Annotated in this window: 12 protein-coding genes; 6 read left to right on the top strand and 6 right to left on the bottom strand. The window is 63.2% G+C overall.

The window, feature by feature from the left end:
• Positions 1-177 precede the first annotated feature (177 nt).
• The 3 genes from N6L27_RS04840 to N6L27_RS04830 all read right to left on the bottom strand — a co-directional run bounded on the left by N6L27_RS04840 (position 178) and on the right by N6L27_RS04830 (position 6,967).
• Positions 178-3,621, bottom strand: a complete 3,444-nt coding sequence (locus tag N6L27_RS04840) for a pyruvate carboxylase (protein ID WP_271905980.1) — start codon at positions 3,619-3,621, stop codon at positions 178-180.
• 322 nt (positions 3,622-3,943) lie between these two features.
• Positions 3,944-5,089, bottom strand: a complete 1,146-nt coding sequence (locus N6L27_RS04835) for an alpha-hydroxy acid oxidase (protein WP_271905979.1) — start codon at positions 5,087-5,089, stop codon at positions 3,944-3,946.
• Positions 5,090-5,167: 78 nt separating this feature from the next.
• Complete coding sequence (locus N6L27_RS04830; protein WP_271905978.1) at positions 5,168-6,967, bottom strand: sensor domain-containing diguanylate cyclase; 1,800 nt, start codon at positions 6,965-6,967, stop codon at positions 5,168-5,170.
• 253 nt (positions 6,968-7,220) lie between these two features.
• On the opposite strand from N6L27_RS04830, the gene N6L27_RS04825 reads away from it, so the two are divergent.
• Positions 7,221-9,578: an ATP-dependent helicase gene (locus tag N6L27_RS04825; RefSeq protein ID WP_271905977.1), complete on the top strand. Its 2,358-nt coding sequence runs from the start codon at positions 7,221-7,223 to the stop codon at positions 9,576-9,578.
• A gap of 154 nt (positions 9,579-9,732) precedes the next feature.
• On the opposite strand, the gene N6L27_RS04820 is transcribed toward N6L27_RS04825, so the two are convergent.
• From N6L27_RS04820 to N6L27_RS04810, 3 genes are all read right to left on the bottom strand, one after another.
• Positions 9,733-10,596, bottom strand: coding sequence for an EamA family transporter (locus tag N6L27_RS04820; protein WP_271905976.1), 864 nt, complete (start codon positions 10,594-10,596; stop codon positions 9,733-9,735).
• Complete coding sequence (locus tag N6L27_RS04815; RefSeq protein WP_271905975.1) at positions 10,597-11,385, bottom strand: phosphodiesterase; 789 nt, start codon at positions 11,383-11,385, stop codon at positions 10,597-10,599.
• 313 nt (positions 11,386-11,698) lie between these two features.
• On the bottom strand, positions 11,699-11,908 hold the full coding sequence (locus N6L27_RS04810) for a DUF1127 domain-containing protein (protein WP_271905973.1): 210 nt from the start codon (positions 11,906-11,908) through the stop codon (positions 11,699-11,701).
• 343 nt (positions 11,909-12,251) lie between these two features.
• Here N6L27_RS04810 and N6L27_RS04805 point away from each other — a divergent pair, with 343 nt between their 5' ends.
• The 5 genes from N6L27_RS04805 (at position 12,252) to N6L27_RS04785 (ending at position 17,807) form a co-directional block, all read left to right on the top strand.
• Complete coding sequence (locus N6L27_RS04805; protein ID WP_271905972.1) at positions 12,252-13,316, top strand: Mrp/NBP35 family ATP-binding protein; 1,065 nt, start codon at positions 12,252-12,254, stop codon at positions 13,314-13,316.
• Positions 13,317-14,179: 863 nt separating this feature from the next.
• A complete protein-coding gene (gene mraZ / locus N6L27_RS04800; RefSeq protein WP_082015735.1) occupies positions 14,180-14,683 on the top strand; it encodes a division/cell wall cluster transcriptional repressor MraZ in 504 nt (167 codons plus the stop codon).
• Between the two features lie 3 nt (positions 14,684-14,686).
• Positions 14,687-15,679, top strand: coding sequence for a 16S rRNA (cytosine(1402)-N(4))-methyltransferase RsmH (gene rsmH / locus N6L27_RS04795; protein ID WP_271905971.1), 993 nt, complete (start codon positions 14,687-14,689; stop codon positions 15,677-15,679).
• On the top strand, positions 15,676-16,026 hold the full coding sequence (ftsL, locus tag N6L27_RS04790; protein WP_271905970.1) for a cell division protein FtsL: 351 nt from the start codon (positions 15,676-15,678) through the stop codon (positions 16,024-16,026). Before rsmH ends, ftsL begins: the two co-directional genes overlap by 4 nt.
• Positions 16,023-17,807 (top strand): peptidoglycan D,D-transpeptidase FtsI family protein, encoded by a 1,785-nt coding sequence (locus N6L27_RS04785; RefSeq protein WP_271905969.1) that lies wholly within the window; start codon positions 16,023-16,025, stop codon positions 17,805-17,807. The genes ftsL and N6L27_RS04785 overlap by 4 nt, the downstream gene beginning before the upstream one ends.
• Positions 17,808-17,812 lie beyond the last annotated feature (5 nt).

The raw sequence follows: 17,812 nt of genomic DNA, 5'->3' as shown, positions 1-17,812 counted from the left end.
CGGGAAACGGCCAAAAATCCTGCGAGGATTTTCGGGCGCCATGCCCTTGGTGCACCACCCGTTTGCCGTGCCGGAAATCGGGCCGGAATTCGCGTCGAATTCCGGGTGCTGGCGGCAGCGAAGAAGGGCGCCCGCCAGCCGGCAAGGCGCCCTTCCTGTGCTCCTCGCCAGAACGGCTTAATCCAGTTCGACCAGCAGATCCTTGGCGTCGATCTGGCCGCCGGCCTGAACGTGCACGGCCTTGACCACCGCGTCGCGCTCAGCGTGAATGCCGGTTTCCATCTTCATCGCCTCGATGGTCAGCAGCATGTCGCCTTCATGCACCTGCTGGCCCACCTGCACCGCGACTGACGCCACAACACCCGGCATCGGCGCGCCAACGTGGTTGGGGTTGCCCGCTTCCGCCTTGGGGTTGGCCTGGGTCGAAGACTTGACCAGGCGGTTCGGCACCCGGATCACCCGCGGCTGGCCGTTCAGTTCGAAGAAGACCTTCACTTCGCCCTTCTCGTCGGTCTCGGAAATCGCCTGCAGGCGGATTTCCAGGGTCTTGCCGGGATCGATCTCAGCAGTGATCTCTTCACCCGGCTCCATGCCATAGAAGAAGGTCCGGGTCGGAAGGGTACGCACCGGGCCGTACTGGCGGTGGCGGCCCATGTAATCCAGGAACACCTTGGGATACATCAGGTAGCCGTTCAGGTCCTCATCATCGACCTTGAAGCCTTCCAGCTGCTGGGACAGGTCCGCGCGGACCGCTTCCAGGTCAACCGGCTCCAGATGCGCGCCAGGACGCTCGGTGTTGGGCGCTTCGCCTTTCAGAACCTTGGCAACGATGCCCTCCGGGAAGCCGCCCGGGGGCTGGCCCAGGTTGCCGCGCATCATGTCGACGACCGAGTCGGGGAAGGCGACGTCGGTCTTGGGATCCTCGACCTCATCGCGGGTCAGGCCCTGGCTGACCATCATCAGTGCCATGTCGCCAACCACCTTGGAGGAGGGCGTCACCTTCACAATGTCGCCGAACATCTGGTTCACGTCGGCATAGGTCTGCGCCACGTCAGCCCATTTCTCTTCCAGCCCCAGGCTGCGTGCCTGCGCCTTCAGGTTAGTGAATTGGCCGCCCGGCATCTCGTGCAGGTAGACCTCGGAGGCCGGCGCCGCGAGGCCCGACTCAAATGCCGCATACTGCGCCCGCACCTGCTCCCAGTAGCCGGAGATCTCGCGCACCTTGGCAATGTCGATGCCGGTGTCGCGGTCGGTGTTGCGCAGTGCCTCGACGATGGAGCCCAGGCAGGGCTGCGAGGTGCCGCCGGAGAAGGCGTCCATGGCTGCATCCACCGCATCGACGCCGGCATCTGCCGCCGCCAGGATGGTGGCACCAGCCACGCCGGAGGTGTCATGGGTGTGGAAGTGGACCGGCAGGCCGACCTCTTCTTTCAGCGCCTTGACCAGCTGGCGGGCTGCGGCGGGTTTCAGCAGGCCTGCCATGTCCTTCAGGCCCAGGATGTGGGCGCCAGCCGCCTCCATCTCCTTGGCCATGCCGACATAGTACTTGAGGTCGTACTTGGCGCGGTTCGGGTCCAGGATATCGCCGGTATAGCAGATGGTGCCTTCGCAGACCTTGCCGCTTTCGACCACTGCGTCCATCGCAACGCGCATGTTCTCAACCCAATTCAGCGAGTCGAAGACGCGGAACACGTCGACACCGGTGGCTGCCGCCTGACGCACGAACTCCTGCACCACATTGTCTGGATAGTTGGTGTAGCCGACGCCGTTGGAGGCGCGCAGCAGCATCTGGGTCATCAGGTTCGGCATCCGCTCGCGCAGGTCACGCAGGCGCTGCCACGGGCATTCCTGCAAAAAGCGGTAGGCCACGTCAAAGGTCGCCCCCCCCCAGCATTCAACCGAGAACAGCTGGCTCAGGTTCTGTGCATAGGCAGGTGCCGCCTTGATCATGTCGATTGAGCGCATCCGGGTCGCCAGCAGCGACTGGTGGCCGTCGCGCATGGTGGTGTCGGTCAGCAGCAGTTGCGGCTGCGCCTTCATCCAGTTCGCCACCGCCTGTGCGCCCTTTTCCTCCAGCAGATTGCGGGTGCCATAGGGCAGGTTGCCCACGTCCGCCTTCGGCGCGCGCGGCTCCTTCAGGTCGGCGGCGGGGGCCGCGCGGCCTTCAGTCTCCGGGTGGCCGTTCACGGTGATGTCCGCGATATAGGTCAGCACCTTGGTGCCGCGGTCGCGGCGCTTCTTGAACTGGAACAGGTCCGGGGTCTCGTCGATGAACTTGGTGGTGTATTCATTCGACAGGAAGGTCGGGTGCTTCAGCAGGTTTTCGACAAAGGCGATGTTGGTGGAAACACCGCGGACCCGGAATTCACGAAGCGCGCGGTCCATGCGGGCAATCGCCTTTTCCGGGGTCGGCGCCCAGGCGGTCACCTTGGTCAGCAGCGAGTCGTAATAGCGGGTGATCACGCCGCCCGCATATGCGGTGCCGCCGTCCAGGCGGATGCCCATGCCGGTGGCGGAGCGGTAGGCGGTGATGCGGCCGTAGTCCGGGATGAAATTGTTCAGCGGATCTTCGGTGGTCACCCGGGTCTGCAGCGCGTGGCCGTTCAGTCGGATGTCGCCCTGGCTGGCCTTGCCGGTGGCTTCGGCAATGGTCTTGCCTTCCGCAATCAGGATCTGCGCCTGCACGATGTCGATGCCGGTGACCTCCTCGGTCACGGTATGCTCCACCTGCACCCGCGGGTTCACTTCGATGAAGTAGAACTTGCCGTCGTTCATATCCATCAGGAATTCGACGGTGCCCGCGCATTCATAGTTCACATGCTGGCAGATCTTGCGGCCCAGGTCGCACAGCTCGGCGCGCTGTTCTTCGCTCAGATACGGGGCAGGGGCGCGCTCAACCACTTTCTGGTTGCGGCGCTGCACCGAGCAGTCGCGCTCATACAGGTGGTAGATCTCACCGTGCTTGTCGCCCAGGATCTGAACCTCGACGTGGCGGGCGCGGGTGATCATCTTTTCCAGATAGCCCTCGCCGTTGCCGAATGCGGCTTCCGCCTCGCGGCGGCCTTCCAGCACTTTCTCTTCCAGCTCCTTCTCGGCGTGGATCGGACGCATGCCGCGGCCGCCGCCGCCCCAGGAGGCTTTCAGCATCAAGGGGTAGCCGATCTCGGCCGCTTCCTTGCGGATCGCGTCCATGTCGTTGCCCAGCACTTCGGTTGCCGGAATGACCGGCACGCCGGCCGCAATGGCCACCTTACGGGCAGAGGCCTTGTCACCCAGCGCGCGCATGGTTTCGGCTTTGGGGCCGATGAAGGTGATGCCGTTGCGGGCACAGGCATCGACGAAATCCGGGTTTTCGGACAACAGGCCATAGCCGGGGTGGATCGCATCGGCGCCGCTTTCCTTGGCGACGCGGATGATCTCGTCGATCGACAGGTAGGCCGCAACCGGCCCCATGCCTTCGCCGATCCGGTAGGCTTCATCCGCCTTGAACCGGTGCAGGCCGAGCTTATCTTCCTCGGCATAGACGGCGACGGTGCGCTTGCCCATCTCGTTGGCGGCGCGCATCACGCGGATCGCGATCTCGCCACGGTTGGCAATCAGGATTTTTTTGAAGTCGGTCATGTCACCCTCGGGGTCCGTGCAAGTTGGTGCAGTGTTAGGCGGATATTATCGAACCGCACAACAGTAGTTCTGGGTATTTCCGGCATGATTGCGCTCTCAAGCGGCTTGTCCTTTCCTTTCTGGCCGCGTTTTTTGGGGGTGCTGACTTTGCAACTTACCGCATTGCTTGGCGCTAACATTTGCAGATTCTGCAGAAATTCTGCACATGCAGCATAGTTTTGTAACTTTCTTTGTTGCGGTGCAGCGCAAAGTGACGCTGCGTGTGCGTCATTTTGGCGCAATTCATCCGAATTGGCGCAAAAAGCGCTGGCAGGGCGCGCAATCAGCCCAGGTGACGGATTTGCAAACCGCGCGCTTCGGCCAGGCCGGGCAGGCCCAGCTGGCCCATGTTGGCCTCCAGATCCTTGGCGAGGATGCTGATCAAATGCGCCGGTCCGGCCTCTCCCAGGGCGGCCAGCGCATAGTGAAAGGCGCGCCCCAGCATGATGAAGTCCGCCCCCAGTGCCAGCGCCCGCAGAATGTCCAGCCCGCCCCCGATGCCGCTGTCAAAGATCACCGGCACGCTCACCGCATCCCGCACTTCCGGCAGCAGGCTGATGGCTGGCGGGCAGCCGTCGAACTGGCGGCCGCCGTGGTTGGACAGCCAGATTGCATCCGCGCCTGCCTCCTGCAGCCGCTGCGCATCCGCGGCCCGCTGCACACCCTTTATGATCAAGGGCCCGTCCCAGTTGCGCCGCAGCCAATGCACATAATTCCAGTCGGGCGAGGTGCGCAGCAGGTACCCTATATGCGCCGTTGGCGGCAGGTTGGCCTGGTCGCCGCTGATGTATTTGTCCAGGGTCCGCATATGCGGCATCCCCTGCTGCGCCATTCCCAGCGCCCAGGCAGGGCGCATGGCGATTTGCGCCAACAGGCGGGGTGTCAGCCGCGGCGGCTGTGTCAGGCCAGAGCGCGTCTGCCGTTCCCGGCGCGACGCCACCGGCACATCCACTGTCAGGACCAGGGTGCGGAACCCGGCGTCCTTCGCCCGCTTCAGCAGGTCGGCGCGGATGCCCTCATCCTTGGGCGGATAAAGCTGGAACCAGGCATTTGCCCCCAGATGCGGGGCCAGATCCTCAGGCGACCGGCTGGCCACGGTGGACAGGCAATAGGGAATGCCAGCCGTTCTGGCGCTGCGGGCCAGGATGCCCTCAGCATCCGGCCAGATCAGCCCCGACATGCCGACAGGAGCGACCCCGAACGGGAAGGCGTGCGTGGTGCCAAGCAGTTCAACGCTCAGCTCCGTCTCCAGCGGCCCGTGCAGCACCGAGGGCAGCATGCCGATCCGGTCCAGACCGGCACGGTTTTGCGCCTTGGCTGCCTCCGAGCCGGTGCCGCTGTCCAGATACTCCCACACAAACTTGGGCAGCCGCCGCCGGGCGCGGTGTTTCAGGTCCTCCAGGCCCGGATATGTCTGATGCAGATCCATGCAGGCATTGGTACGCGCAGGCCGCAGATGTGCAAGCAAAAGCGCAAGCACATAATGCAGCTTCCGCGTCCCGTCCTTTTAGGCGGCGCCTTTTTTTCTGGCTTCCTCAGCGGCCAGCTTGTCTTCCTGACGGGGGGCATTGCTGTCCGCAGGCTTCGCCTCAGGGCTGGACTGTTCCGGCTGCGCAGCAGGATCACGCGGCAAAGCACTGTTGCCTGCTGCTATGCACAGCTGATTGCGGCCCTTCGCCTTAGCCTCGTAAAGCGCCTCGTCCGAAGCCCGCAGCAGTTCCTGCGGCAGGGTGCCGTGCATCGGGTAATGGGCAATCCCCAGCGAGATGGTAATCCGCGGCAGTGCCTTTTCGCCGTAACGCACAACGATGTCTTCGACTGTTTGGCGGAGCAATTCCGCCTTGGTGATGGCATCATGGGGGGCAACCCTTGGCAGCAGCAGCGCGAACTCTTCGCCGCCAGGGCGGCAGGCCACCTCGTCGCCGTCGCAGGCCTGTTCCAGCGCGGTGCCAACCGCACGCAGCACCATGTCGCCGGCATCATGGCCGTGGTTGTCGTTGAATTTCTTGAAATGATCGACGTCGATCGACACCACGCTCAGCGGTGCTCCGCTGTTTTGGCTGGCCGCCACGAATTTCCGCAGGGAATCAGTCATGTGGCGGCGGTTGAACAGTCCTGTCAGCGGATCGCGCACTGACTGGTCATGCAGCTGGTCGCGCATCTTCACGTTGGCAATCGCCATGCTGATCTGCTCGGCGCACATCTGCGCCAGCTTTTTGCAGGCGGAAAAATCCCCGGCCCGGCTGGGCCGCGCCCGCAGGTGCATCAGTCCCACGGTTTCGCCATGCGCCAGGATCGGAAAGCAGAAATAGGGCCGCCCGTCATGCGGTTCCGCATGCTCGCAGGTGAATTCCACTTCCGAGGCGCCGAATTCATAGGTGCGGCCGCGGCGCAGCCCCCAGCACTCGCCCGGCTGGATATGATCTTTGTGGCTGCCGCCGTTCCAGCTGGCCCAGCCGTCCAGCACGTCGCGTGAATTGGAGAAGACATAGATGCTGCCCTCCGAATCCGGCAGCAGGTGACTCATGAACTCCGAAACCATGTTAAACAACTCATCCAGAGAGCGGCACGACTGCAGCCATTCATTCAGTTCGCCCAACAGCTTTACCTCCCGCGCCAGCTGCAGCTGGGTCGCCATGATCTCCTGGTCCTTGGCCGAACGCTCCTCAACTTGGCGCAGGCTGCGGCGGTTGGTCCGCATAATCACAACCATGACAATGGTCATTGCTGAAATCATCACTACCGAGATCAGAGCCAGCGAAATGCGGACCCGAGTTATGAAAGTGTTCCGAACATCGGTTATGTCCGAATAAAACTCAATCGCACCGACGAAATAACCGTCATGCATGATGGGGGTGTAGACTTCGGCCACTTCGCGCAGCGGGATGGAACCGTCGGCCTTGACCGCTACCCTCAATCTGTCCACCTCGTTAGCGGGTATCGCTTCGTGCTTGTAGTAGGTCAGGCCCTCGGCAACGACTGTCCGGAAATAGGGCTTATTGTTACGCTCGCCGATGTTTTCTAGCCGCGTGGACCAGAAGATGGTGCCATCCGCCTGAAACAGCTTCAGCCGGTAAACGTCCGAGGTTTGCGGCAACAGACTCAGATATTCCTCGTCATGCATGTTCAGGTCGCCCAGAACAAAGGCATCCTCGCTGCTGGACAGATGCAGCAAGACGGCCCGCCGCCAGGTGTCGGACTGTTTGCGCAGATCCGCCTCCAGCATCCGGTCCACGACGGGCGGCGGTACGGAATAGACCGCCCACGCGGACAGGACGGCCGCCGCCAGCAGCAGCGGGATGGCCATTAAAGTTTTGAGTTTGGAAAGAAACTTCCGGTCTTGCCGGTATCTCATAACAGTCCTCGGGCATGCAGTCTTTGCGCAAGACTTGCGCGGCAGTCTTTATATAAGGTGAAGAAACCCGCCTCTGCTTGTGCCGAATAGGCAAAATGCAATCAAAAGCAGCTCTTCTTGGGGGCACGCGGGTGCGGCCCGGGCAAGTGAACAGACTGTGAACGTCCTCTTTCCGCCGGGACTGAATCACGCTAGGATCACGGCCATGAGCAGTTTTGACGAAATGGACGCCTTTGAGGGCGCATCGCTGTCGTCCCGCGCCATGGCCGCGCGGCCGATGCCGTATATGGACTCGCTGAATCCAGCCCAGCGGGAGGCGGTTGAATGCCTCGACGGCCCGGTGCTGATGCTGGCCGGCGCCGGCACCGGCAAAACCAAGGCGCTGACTACCCGCATCGTGCATCTTCTCAGCACCGGCCGCGCGCGCCCGAACGAGATCCTGTCGGTCACCTTCACCAACAAGGCCGCCCGCGAGATGAAGGAACGGGTTGGCGGCATGCTGGGTCAGGCGGTTGAAGGCATGCCCTGGCTTGGCACCTTCCACTCGATCTGCGTGAAACTGCTGCGCCGCCATGCGGAACTGGCGGGGCTGAAATCGAATTTCACCATTCTGGATACGGATGACCAGATCCGCCTCCTGAAGCAGTTGATCCAGGCTGCGGGCATCGACGACAAGCGCTGGCCCGCGCGGATGCTGGCAAACATTATCGACGATTGGAAAAACCGCGCGCTGACACCGGAGAAGGTGCCGGTTGCAGATGCCGGCGCCTACAACAGCCGCGGCACCGAGTTTTATGCCCAGTACCAGACCCGCCTGCGGGAGCTGAACGCGGTGGATTTCGGCGACCTGCTGCTGCACATGGTGACAATCTTCCAGAACCACCCGGACGTGCTGGAGCAGTACCAGCGCTGGTTCAAATACATCATGGTGGACGAATACCAGGATACCAACGTCGCCCAGTACCTCTGGCTGCGGCTCTTGGCCGGTGCGCACAAGAACGTCTGCTGCGTCGGCGACGATGACCAGTCGATCTATGGCTGGCGCGGCGCCGAGGTGGGCAACATCCTGCGGTTTGAGAAGGATTTTCCCGGCGCCATGGTGGTGCGGCTGGAGCAGAACTACCGCTCCACCGGCCATATCCTGGCGGCGGCTTCGAATGTTATCCGCGGCAATGCCGGCCGTCTGGGCAAGGAGCTGTGGACCGATGCAGGCGAGGGTGAAAAGGTCAGGCTGATCGGCCATTGGGACGGCGAGGAAGAGGCCCGCTGGATCGGCGAAGAGATCGAAGCCATGCAGCGCGGCACCCGCGGCCAGGCCCCCATCGGCCTCAACAGCATGGCGATCCTGGTCCGCGCCTCTCACCAGATGCGCGCATTCGAGGACCGCTTCCTGACCATCGGCCTGCCGTACCGCGTCATTGGCGGACCGCGGTTCTATGAGCGAATGGAGATCCGCGATGCCATGGCCTATTTCCGGGTCGTGGTCTCCCCCGACGACGGCTTGGCGTTCGAACGCATCGTCAACACGCCCAAACGCGGCCTTGGCGACAAGGCGCAGCAGACCATCCAGATGATTGCCCGCGAGAACGGCGTCTCGCTGGTCGAAGGCGCCCGGCTGGCGGTCGAAGGCGGCCATATCAAGGGCAAGGGCGCAGGCAAACTGCGCGAGCTGGTCGAGGGCATTGCCCGGTGGGGCCGCATGGCCGACGACGCGGACATCACCCACATGGAACTGGCCGAGATCATCCTGGACGAGTCCGGCTACACAGCCATGTGGCAGAACGACAAGAACCCGGATTCTCCCGGCCGTCTGGAAAACCTCAAGGAACTGGTGAAGGCGCTGGAGTCTTTCGAAAACCTGCAGGGTTTTCTCGAACATGTCAGCCTGGTGATGGACAACGACAAGCAGGACGCGGAGGAGAAGGTCTCGATCATGACCCTGCACGCCGCCAAGGGCCTGGAATTTCCCGCGGTCTTCCTGCCCGGCTGGGAGGACGGGCTGTTCCCCTCGCAGCGCTCGATGGATGAAAGCGGCCTCAAGGGGTTGGAGGAAGAGCGTCGCCTGGCCTACGTCGGCATCACAAGGGCCGAGGAAATCTGCACCATTTCCTTTGCCGGCAACCGCCGGGTGTTCGGGCAGTGGCAATCACAGCTGCCCTCGCGCTTCATTGATGAGCTGCCTGAAGAACATGTCGAGGTGCTGACCCCGCCGGGCCTCTACGGCGGCGGTTACGGTGCGGCTGCACCGGGTGCGGGCCAGGTGCGGTCCACCATCGAGGAAAAGGTGGCACAGGCGGACGGCTACAACTCCCCCGGCTGGAAGCGGATGCAGGCCCGCGCGGGCCAGTACGGCATGTCCCAGCCCAAGGAGAGCAAGCATCAGGTGATCGACCTCACCGCGACCTCCAGCTTCATCCTGGGAGAGCGGGTGTTCCATCAGAAGTTCGGCTATGGCGCAATCACCGGTATCGAGGGCGACAAGCTGGAAGTGGATTTCGAGAAGGCAGGCCTCAAGAAGGTGGTTGCCAAGTTCGTCACAGCCACAGACGATGTTCCGTTCTGACCTTTCAAATACGCGGGCCGGTTAAACCGGCGGACCGGATCGCGCAGCGATCCGGTCCGGGCGCAGGCGTGGCGGGCAGCAAAGCTGCCCGCCACGCCTGCGCCACCCCTTTCCTTTGAAGTTTTCTTACGGCAGTGAAGGCAGGACTGCGGCTTTACCGCAGCGCAATCATCGCAATGCCTGCGGCAATCAGCACCGCCCAGCCCAGACGGCTGAGGCCGCGCGGCTCCTTCAGCACCAGCGCCGCCAGGATCACGGAAACCGGGATCGACACCTGCCGCACCGCGCTGACGGCGGCCGCCTCGGCGCCCAGCTGGAACACTTGCAGGATCAGCAGATAGGACAGGTAGGACGACAGTCCCGCAAACAGGATGCGCCAGGGGTTCTGCACCCAGCCGCGCACCACACCCAGCAGCGGCGCCGACTGTCCCCGTTCCTCCCGCGCTCGCAAAGCCCCCATGGCCGCCGTCACCAGGATATAGGTCCAGAACAGAAACGGCGCGCTGGTGGTGCCTTGCATTGCGGCAGCATCTGAAATCGAATAGGCCGCGGATCCCAGCATCGCCATCAGGGCCATGGCGAAGGCACGCGGGTCATCCAGCAGCCGCCCCTTGCCCTTCTGGATCATCAGCCCGGCCCAGATGATCAGCCCCATCCCCAAGAGAGCTGCGGCTGAATAGCTCTGCCCCAGCATCAGCCAGCTGAACCCGGCAATGGCCAAGGGCGAAGAGCGCACAATCGGGTAATAGGCTGAGACATTGCCCCGCCGCAGTGCAGACAGTGTGCCGTAGTAGTAAATCGTCAGCCCCAGCGCCGAGGCCAGAACCAGCGGCCAGATCCCGGCGGGCAGGGCAGGGCTGTGTCCCGCCAGCGCCATATGCACAGCGGCAAACACCACCCAGCTGAGGCACACCCCGGTATAGCAGGACACCGGATGCGCCACGCCTTTCAGCGTCAGGTCCCGCAGCGGATGGGTGACCGCCGACAAGAGAACCAGCAGAATCCAGAAGAGCTCCACTTAACCGGCCGCGTCCTGTCCTGGACGGTCCAGATAAGCGTCGAAATGCACTGTGACCTGGTCATCGCTGATCTGCACCACGCCATAGGCCATGGGCTCGACACTGTACTCAGTGCCAGCCCGCTCCGGCACCAGCGGGATCTGGTGGTTGGTGCTGGGCAGCGAGGTGAAACTGTAGCCGCGCCAGTTCACATAGGTCATCCGGTGAATATGGCCAAAGAAGATATGGCGGATGTTCCGCCCCTTCCTGAGCGCCGCGTGAAACGCCTCCGGGTCGCGCAGCTTGATGTCATCGACATAAGGCAGGCCGATGTCAAATGGAGGATGATGCAGGAACAGGAACACAGGCGTATCGCCTGCTGTTTCCAGTTCCGTTTCCAGCCAGGCCAGCCGCTCTGCACACAATTCGCCGTCATGCACATCCGGTCGGCCGGTCAGCGTGTCCAGGAACAGGAACTTCGCACCGCCTGCAGCATGGCTGTGCTGCACATAGCCGCCGCCGCTGCGCGGATGGTCCGCAAAGACCTGCAGGAAGCTCTCCCGCACGTCATGGTTGCCCAGCATCAGGAATGTAGGCAGCGGAAAGGCTGCCAGCTGCTCTTGCAGCCAGCCATAGGCCGCCGGATCGCCCTCATCCGCCAGATCGCCAGAGATTACGCAGAACGCGGCGTCCGCGTGCCATGCGGCAATATCCGCCAGCACCCGGCTGAAATTCGCCGCCGGGTCCCCGCCGTTCAGCGGCACGCCCGGCGCCATCAGGTGGATATCGGTGAGGTGAATGAATTTCATGACGCGGTCCCGCAAATCACTGATGCCTATGCCTGCGATCAAATCAGCAGATGCGGCCAAGGGATAGCGCAAAACCGTCAGCCGCCCGGTCCGGGTGCGGCATTAACTGTGCCGGAATCAAGAAACGGCGGCGCCCAGGGAGGAGGAGGGGCACCGCCGTTCTGTCAAACACCGGGTATCAGGGAGGAGGAGACCCCGGTGATCCAAGGCCGGCTTCTGGCCGGTATAGGGTGCGGCGGCATCAGGGAGGAGGAGGATGCCGCCGCAGAAGACAGGCTCTTCTAAGGGAGGAGGAGAAGGAGCCTGATCTCTATCAGTTGTTCTCGTAAGCCGCCTGGTAGGCGACGCGCTTGATTTCGGACCGGTTCAGGCCCAGGTCTGCCAGGTCGCGGGCGGTCAGCGCAGACAGCTCATTCACGGTCTGGCGGTACAGGCGGTAGCGGACGAACTTGACCAGCAGGGCATCCAGGAAGCCAAGCGGGGAGGCAAAGTTCACCGCGGAGATCTGTTGTGCTGCTGCCATCGTTCTGTTCCTTCGTCTAACCGTCTCGTCGTGTGCCGCTGTGGCATTTCTTGAATGACAATTTAAGGGTATGCTGCGGATGCACAATCCCGTGCTTCGTCATTGCTGCTATGCGGCATATGCATGGGTGACGCAGGGTAGGTCTTTGAAATTGGCCAGGTTTTTCGGCAGTCCGTTATGCGGCTGTATAATTTCCGGGCAGGCTGCTGCGTGCAGCGCATGGGTCTTGCCGCCGCGGATTAACACATCCGCCGCCTTGCAGATGCGGCAAACGCGCAGTCCGGGTTCCCTGCGCGCCTGGGCACACATATATATGGGCCGGATTTGACGCAGGAGAGCAGCAATGAGTGTCACACAGGAACAGATTCGCGCGGTGCTGGAGCGGCTGGCGCTGCCGGACGGCGGCACCCTGGTATCGCGCGACATGCTGCGTGCGCTGCGCATCGAGGGCGGCAGGGTGAGCTTTGTGATCGAGGCGCCCAGCCCCGAGATTGCCAAATTGATGGAGCCCTTGCGCAAGGCTGCCGAGGCTGCGGTGCTGTCTCTGGACGGTGTCGAAACCGTCTCCGCCGCGCTGACGGCCCACGCGCCCCAGCAGCCCGCGCCCAGCCTCAAGGTCGGCGGCCACCCGAAGCCGCAGGCCGAACCGCTGAAGCCCGCCGGGGTCAAGCGCATCCTGGCCATTGGGTCCGGTAAAGGCGGGGTAGGCAAGTCCACCGTGTCCTCGAACCTCGCCGTGGCGCTGGCCAAACAGGGCCGCAAGGTCGGCCTGCTGGACGCCGACATCTACGGTCCCTCCCAGCCCCGGATGATGGGCGCCAAGGGTCGGCCCGCCAGCCCGGACGGCAAGATCATCGAACCGCTGCACGCGCATGGCGTCACCCTGATGTCGATCGGCTTCATGGTGGATGACGCCAAGGCCGTGGTCTGGCGCGGCCCGATGCTGATGGGCGCGTTGCAGCAGATGCTGGGACAGGTGAACTGGGGCGAACTGGACGTGCTGATCGTCGATCTGCCGCCCGGCACCGGAGATGTGCAGCTGACGCTGTGCACCAAGGCAGAGCTGTCCGGTGCCATCGTGGTCTCCACCCCGCAGGATGTGGCGCTGCTGGACGCGCGCAAGGCGCTGGACATGTTCAACACGCTGAAAACCCCGGTGCTGGGGCTGATTGAGAACATGTCCTTCTTCACCTGTCCCGATTGCGGCGGGGAGCATCACATCTTCGGCCATGGCGGTGTCGCGGCTGAGGCCGAGGCGCTTGGACTGCCGCTTCTGGGCGCCTTGCCGATTGATCTGGAGACCCGCCTGGCCGGCGACAGCGGCACGCCCATTGCGGCGGGGGAGGGGCCGATGGCCCAGGCCTATGCCCGCATTGCCGAAGGGCTGATCGGCGGCGGCATGGCCTGAGGCATTCATGCACGCATATCACGCACCTATTTAAAGCGACCTGACTGGCCCGCCGTTCTGGCGGGCCATTTCTGGCTGAGGGCCCCGCGGCTTTGTTGCTTGCAGCCTAACGGGCGCAGATGGGGTTGCGAGCGGGAAATGGGACCGCATGGCACCTGCTGCGCCGCGCGGGAACTCATGGGGCAGCTGGGAAGCCGCGGGCTGGCTGGGAAACCATGGGATCAGCGGGAAATCATGGGCGATATGGGAAATCATGGCCCTTGATCCGCAAAACACCCCTTGAAGTTGCGAATCACTGGGTATTGAAACGCCTTTATGGACCGTGTTCAGCGCGGCTCTTGCCCTCGAGGTGTGAACATAGCGGGAACTTTCCGAAGTCTGATTGCCGGATCTGCGGAATCGCGGGAAACTATGGGAAAAAATTTACCCCTGCAACTCGCATCTACATCTAGTGTTTGTGCTAGCTTTACTCACTATAAGTTCTGAAATTCGCCCCAAATATGCCGCGAATCCTGTGAGATTCCACAGATTCCTTGTCAAGGATTCGACGGTCTTCCGCAGAAAACAGTTGCGAGCCCATCAATTCCCATAGTATCCCTAGTTCATCGAATGAGACGAAGGACGGGGCGCCAAACGACCCCAGAGCCAAAAACAAAACAAGCAGGTTTCATACAGGCCTTCGCTTTCATCGAACCAAGAGATCCGGCGCGCGGGCGAGCAGACATCCCCCCAGGTGGCGCGTGCAGTCGGACATCCCGCAAAGCGGGCCAAGGCGGCGGGTTGATCAGTGGCAGCAGATCAACCCGCCCCTTTTCATTCTGGGGGACGGATTAACGCGAGGGACGCGCGAAAAGGACGGGAAATTGGGCCGCAGGTTCAGAGGCGAAAGCCACCACAAGGTGGACACAAAGGGGCGGGTGTCGATACCGGCCTCCTTTCGCCGTGTGCTGGAAGCCGCCGATCCCAATTGGCAGCCCGGCCAGAACCCGGAACTGGTGATCGTCTACGGCGACCAGCGCCGCAATTTCCTGGAATGCTATACTATCGAGGCGATCGAGGAGGTCGACGCCAAGATCGACCAGCTCCCGCGCGGCTCGATGCAGCGCAAGATGCTGCAGCGCATGTTCCACGGCCAGTCATTCCCGACCAACGTGGACGAGACCGGCCGCCTGGTGCTTCCTGCCAAGCTGCGCCAGAAGATCGACCTTGAGGCAGAGGCCTTCTTCATCGCCGCAGGCGACACCTTCCAGATCTGGAAGCCGGAAACCTACGAGCAGGAAGAGCTGGCCCAGGCCGAAGAGTGGATGGACGACCTGCCAGAGGGCTTCGATCCAATGGAATTCCTAGACGGCGCCGGGGGCGCTTAAGACATGACCCAGGACCAAACAGCTGCCAATGGTCCCCACATTCCGGTTCTCCTCCGCCCGCTGCTTGCAGCCGTGGCGCCGGTTTCGGGCCGCTGGCTTGACGGAACCTTCGGCGCCGGCGGCTATGCCCGCGGCCTCCTGGAGGCCGGTGCAGAGCAGGTGATCGGCGTGGACCGTGACCCGCTGGCCTTTGAACTGGCAAAACCCTGGGCAGGGGAGTACGGCGACCGCCTGATCCTGCAACCCGGTGTGTTCTCCCGCATGGATGAATACGCGCAGGACCTCGACGGCGTGGTGCTGGACCTTGGCGTCTCCTCGATGCAGCTGGACCTGGCCGAACGCGGCTTCTCCTTCATGAAGGACGGTCCGCTGGACATGCGCATGTCGCAGTCCGGCCCGTCTGCCGCCGATCTGATTGCAGAGCTGAGCGAGGCGCAGATCGCCGACATCCTGTTCCACTACGGCGAGGAGCGCGCCAGCCGCCGCATCGCCAAGGCGATTGTAAAAGAACGGGCAATCGAACCGATCACCACCACCCTGCGCCTGGCCAAAATCATCGAAAGCTGCCTGCCGCGCCCCAAGCCCGGCCAGTCGCATCCGGCGACCCGCAGCTTTCAGGGCCTGCGCATCGCGGTGAACGCCGAATATGAGGAGCTGTTCGAGGGTCTTCTGGCCGCCGAACGGGCGCTGAAGCCCGGCGGGCTTTTGGCGGTTGTCACCTTCCACTCGGTCGAGGACCGCATGGTCAAACGCTTCTTCCAGCACCGCGCAGGCAAGACCGGCCGCGCCAACCGCTGGGCGCCGGAGCAGGAAGAGGCTCCGTCACAGTTCGAACTGGTCACCCGCAAGGCGGTGGGGCCGGACGATCAGGAACTGGCCGAGAACCCGCGCTCCCGCTCCGCCCGCCTGCGGGTCGGGCGCCGCACCGATGCCGCACCCGGGCCGATCTCGGCCAAGGAGCTTGGAATGCCGCAGCTGAAAGAGGCGCGCAAATGAAGACTTTGCTGTATGCCGCAACCTGCCTGGCCGTCTTTGGCCTCGCCTTCTGGGCTTACCGCGAAAACTACGCCACCCAGCAGGTGCTGAAAGACACCCGCGCGCTGCAGCGTGAAATCGGCGCTGCCCAGGTGCGCCTCAGCGTGCTGCGCGCCGAATGGGCCTACCTCAACCGCCCGCAACGGCTGCGCGATCTGGCAGAGATTAACTTCGACAGTCTCGGCCTCTTGCCGCTGCGCCCGGATCAGTTCGGCCGCGTCGACGAGGTTTCCTACCCTGTGCCGCCGGAGCTGGAGATCACCAACGAGGTCGAAGTTTCCGGCCTGAACGCGGAGGCGCAGCAATGATCCGCACGCCGCTGCGTCCTTTGGCCCGCATCCTCCACGCCCGCGCCAGCGGAGAAAACCCGGATGTGATCGAAGAGGAAAACATCAGCCTGCGCCATCAGGAGATGCAGGTGCACGCCCGCCAGCGCGCCGAGGGACGGCTTCTGGTGCTGGGCCTGTTCTTCGTCTGCGCCTTTGGCGCCATCATCGCGCGGATGGGCATGACAGCTGTGTCTGAGCCGGCGGAACCCGTGGCCAGCGTCCCCGGCGCCGCCATCGCCGCGCAGCGCGCTGATATCGTCGACCGCAACGGCAGCCTGCTGGCCACCAATTTCGAGACCCACTCCCTCTATGCCCAGCCGCCGCAGATGATCGACCCCGTCGGTGCCGCGGAGAAACTGGTGGAGATCTTCCCCGATCTCGACCGCGAGCGCCTGATCAAGGATTTCACCGGAAAGCGCAAGTTTCTGTGGGTGAAGAAGAAAATCAGCCCTGAGCAGCTTCAGGCGGTGCATGACATCGGTGATCCCGGCCTGATGTTCGGCCCGCGCGAGATGCGCCTTTACCCGAACGGCAGCCTGGCGGCTCACGTGCTGGGCGGGGCCGGTTTCGGCAAGGAAGGCGTGAACGCCGCCGAGGTGATCGGCGTTGCCGGTGTCGAGCGCCAGTTCGACGATTACCTGCGCGACCCGGCCAATGCGGGCAAGCCGCTGCAGCTGTCCTTGGACCTCACCGTACAGGCGGCGGCAGAGCAGGTGCTTTACGGCGGCATGAAACTGATGAACGCCAAGGGCGCCACCTCGATCCTGATGGATGCCCGCACGGGCGAGGTGATTTCGGTGGTTTCCTTTCCGGATTTCGACCCCAACGACCGCCCGCGCCCGCCGACCTCCGGCTTTGATCCCTCAGACAGCCCGCTGTTCAACCGCGCGGTTCAGGGCGTGTATGAGCTTGGATCCACCTTCAAGATTTTCACTGCCGCGCAGGCGATGGACCTGGGGCTGGTCAACGCCGACACTGTGATCGACACCCGCGGGCCGCTGCGCTGGGGCCGCTTTGCGATCCGCGATTTCCGCAACTACGGAAACGAAATGTCGGTAACTAAAATTATCGTCAAATCATCCAACATCGGCACCGCGCGGCTGGCCCAGCAGATCGGGGTGGAACGGCAGAAAAGCTTCCTCGACACTCTTGGCATGCTGGAGCCGACACCGTTCGAGATTTCCGAGGCCGCGGGCGGCAAACCGCTGCTGCCCGCCAACTGGTCGGAGCTGTCGGCGATGACCATCTCCTACGGTCACGGTATTTCGACCACACCGATGCACCTGGCGGCAGGCTATGCTGCGGTGGCCAACGGCGGTCGTTACGTGGCCCCGACGATTCTGAAACAGACCGCGCCGCAGCTGGGTCCGCGGGTGATGAGCGAGGCCTCCGCCGCCGCCGCGCGCAAGATGTTGCGCAAGGTGGTGAGCGAGGGCACCGCCTCCTTTGCCGAGGTCGAGGGCTATCAGGTGGGCGGCAAGACCGGCACCGCCGACAAGCCCAAGCCTCGCGGCGGCTATTATGATGACAAGGTGATTGCCACTTTTGCCTCTATTTTCCCGGCACATGACCCCAAGTATGTGCTGATCGTGACGCTGGACGAACCGTCGATTATCGCCCACGGCGAGGAGCGCCGAACCGCAGGCTGGACCGCCACCCCGGTGGCGGCGGAGATGATCGGCCGGGTCGCGCCGCTTTTGGGGCTGCGTCCGCAAGTTGAACCCGCAGAGGTGACTGGTATAACCCTCACCTCGAACTGACACAG

The sequence above is a fragment of the Leisingera sp. SS27 genome, assembly GCF_028368855.1.
Lineage (GTDB): Bacteria > Pseudomonadota > Alphaproteobacteria > Rhodobacterales > Rhodobacteraceae > Leisingera.
This window is presented reverse-complemented; position numbering and strand designations above follow the sequence as displayed.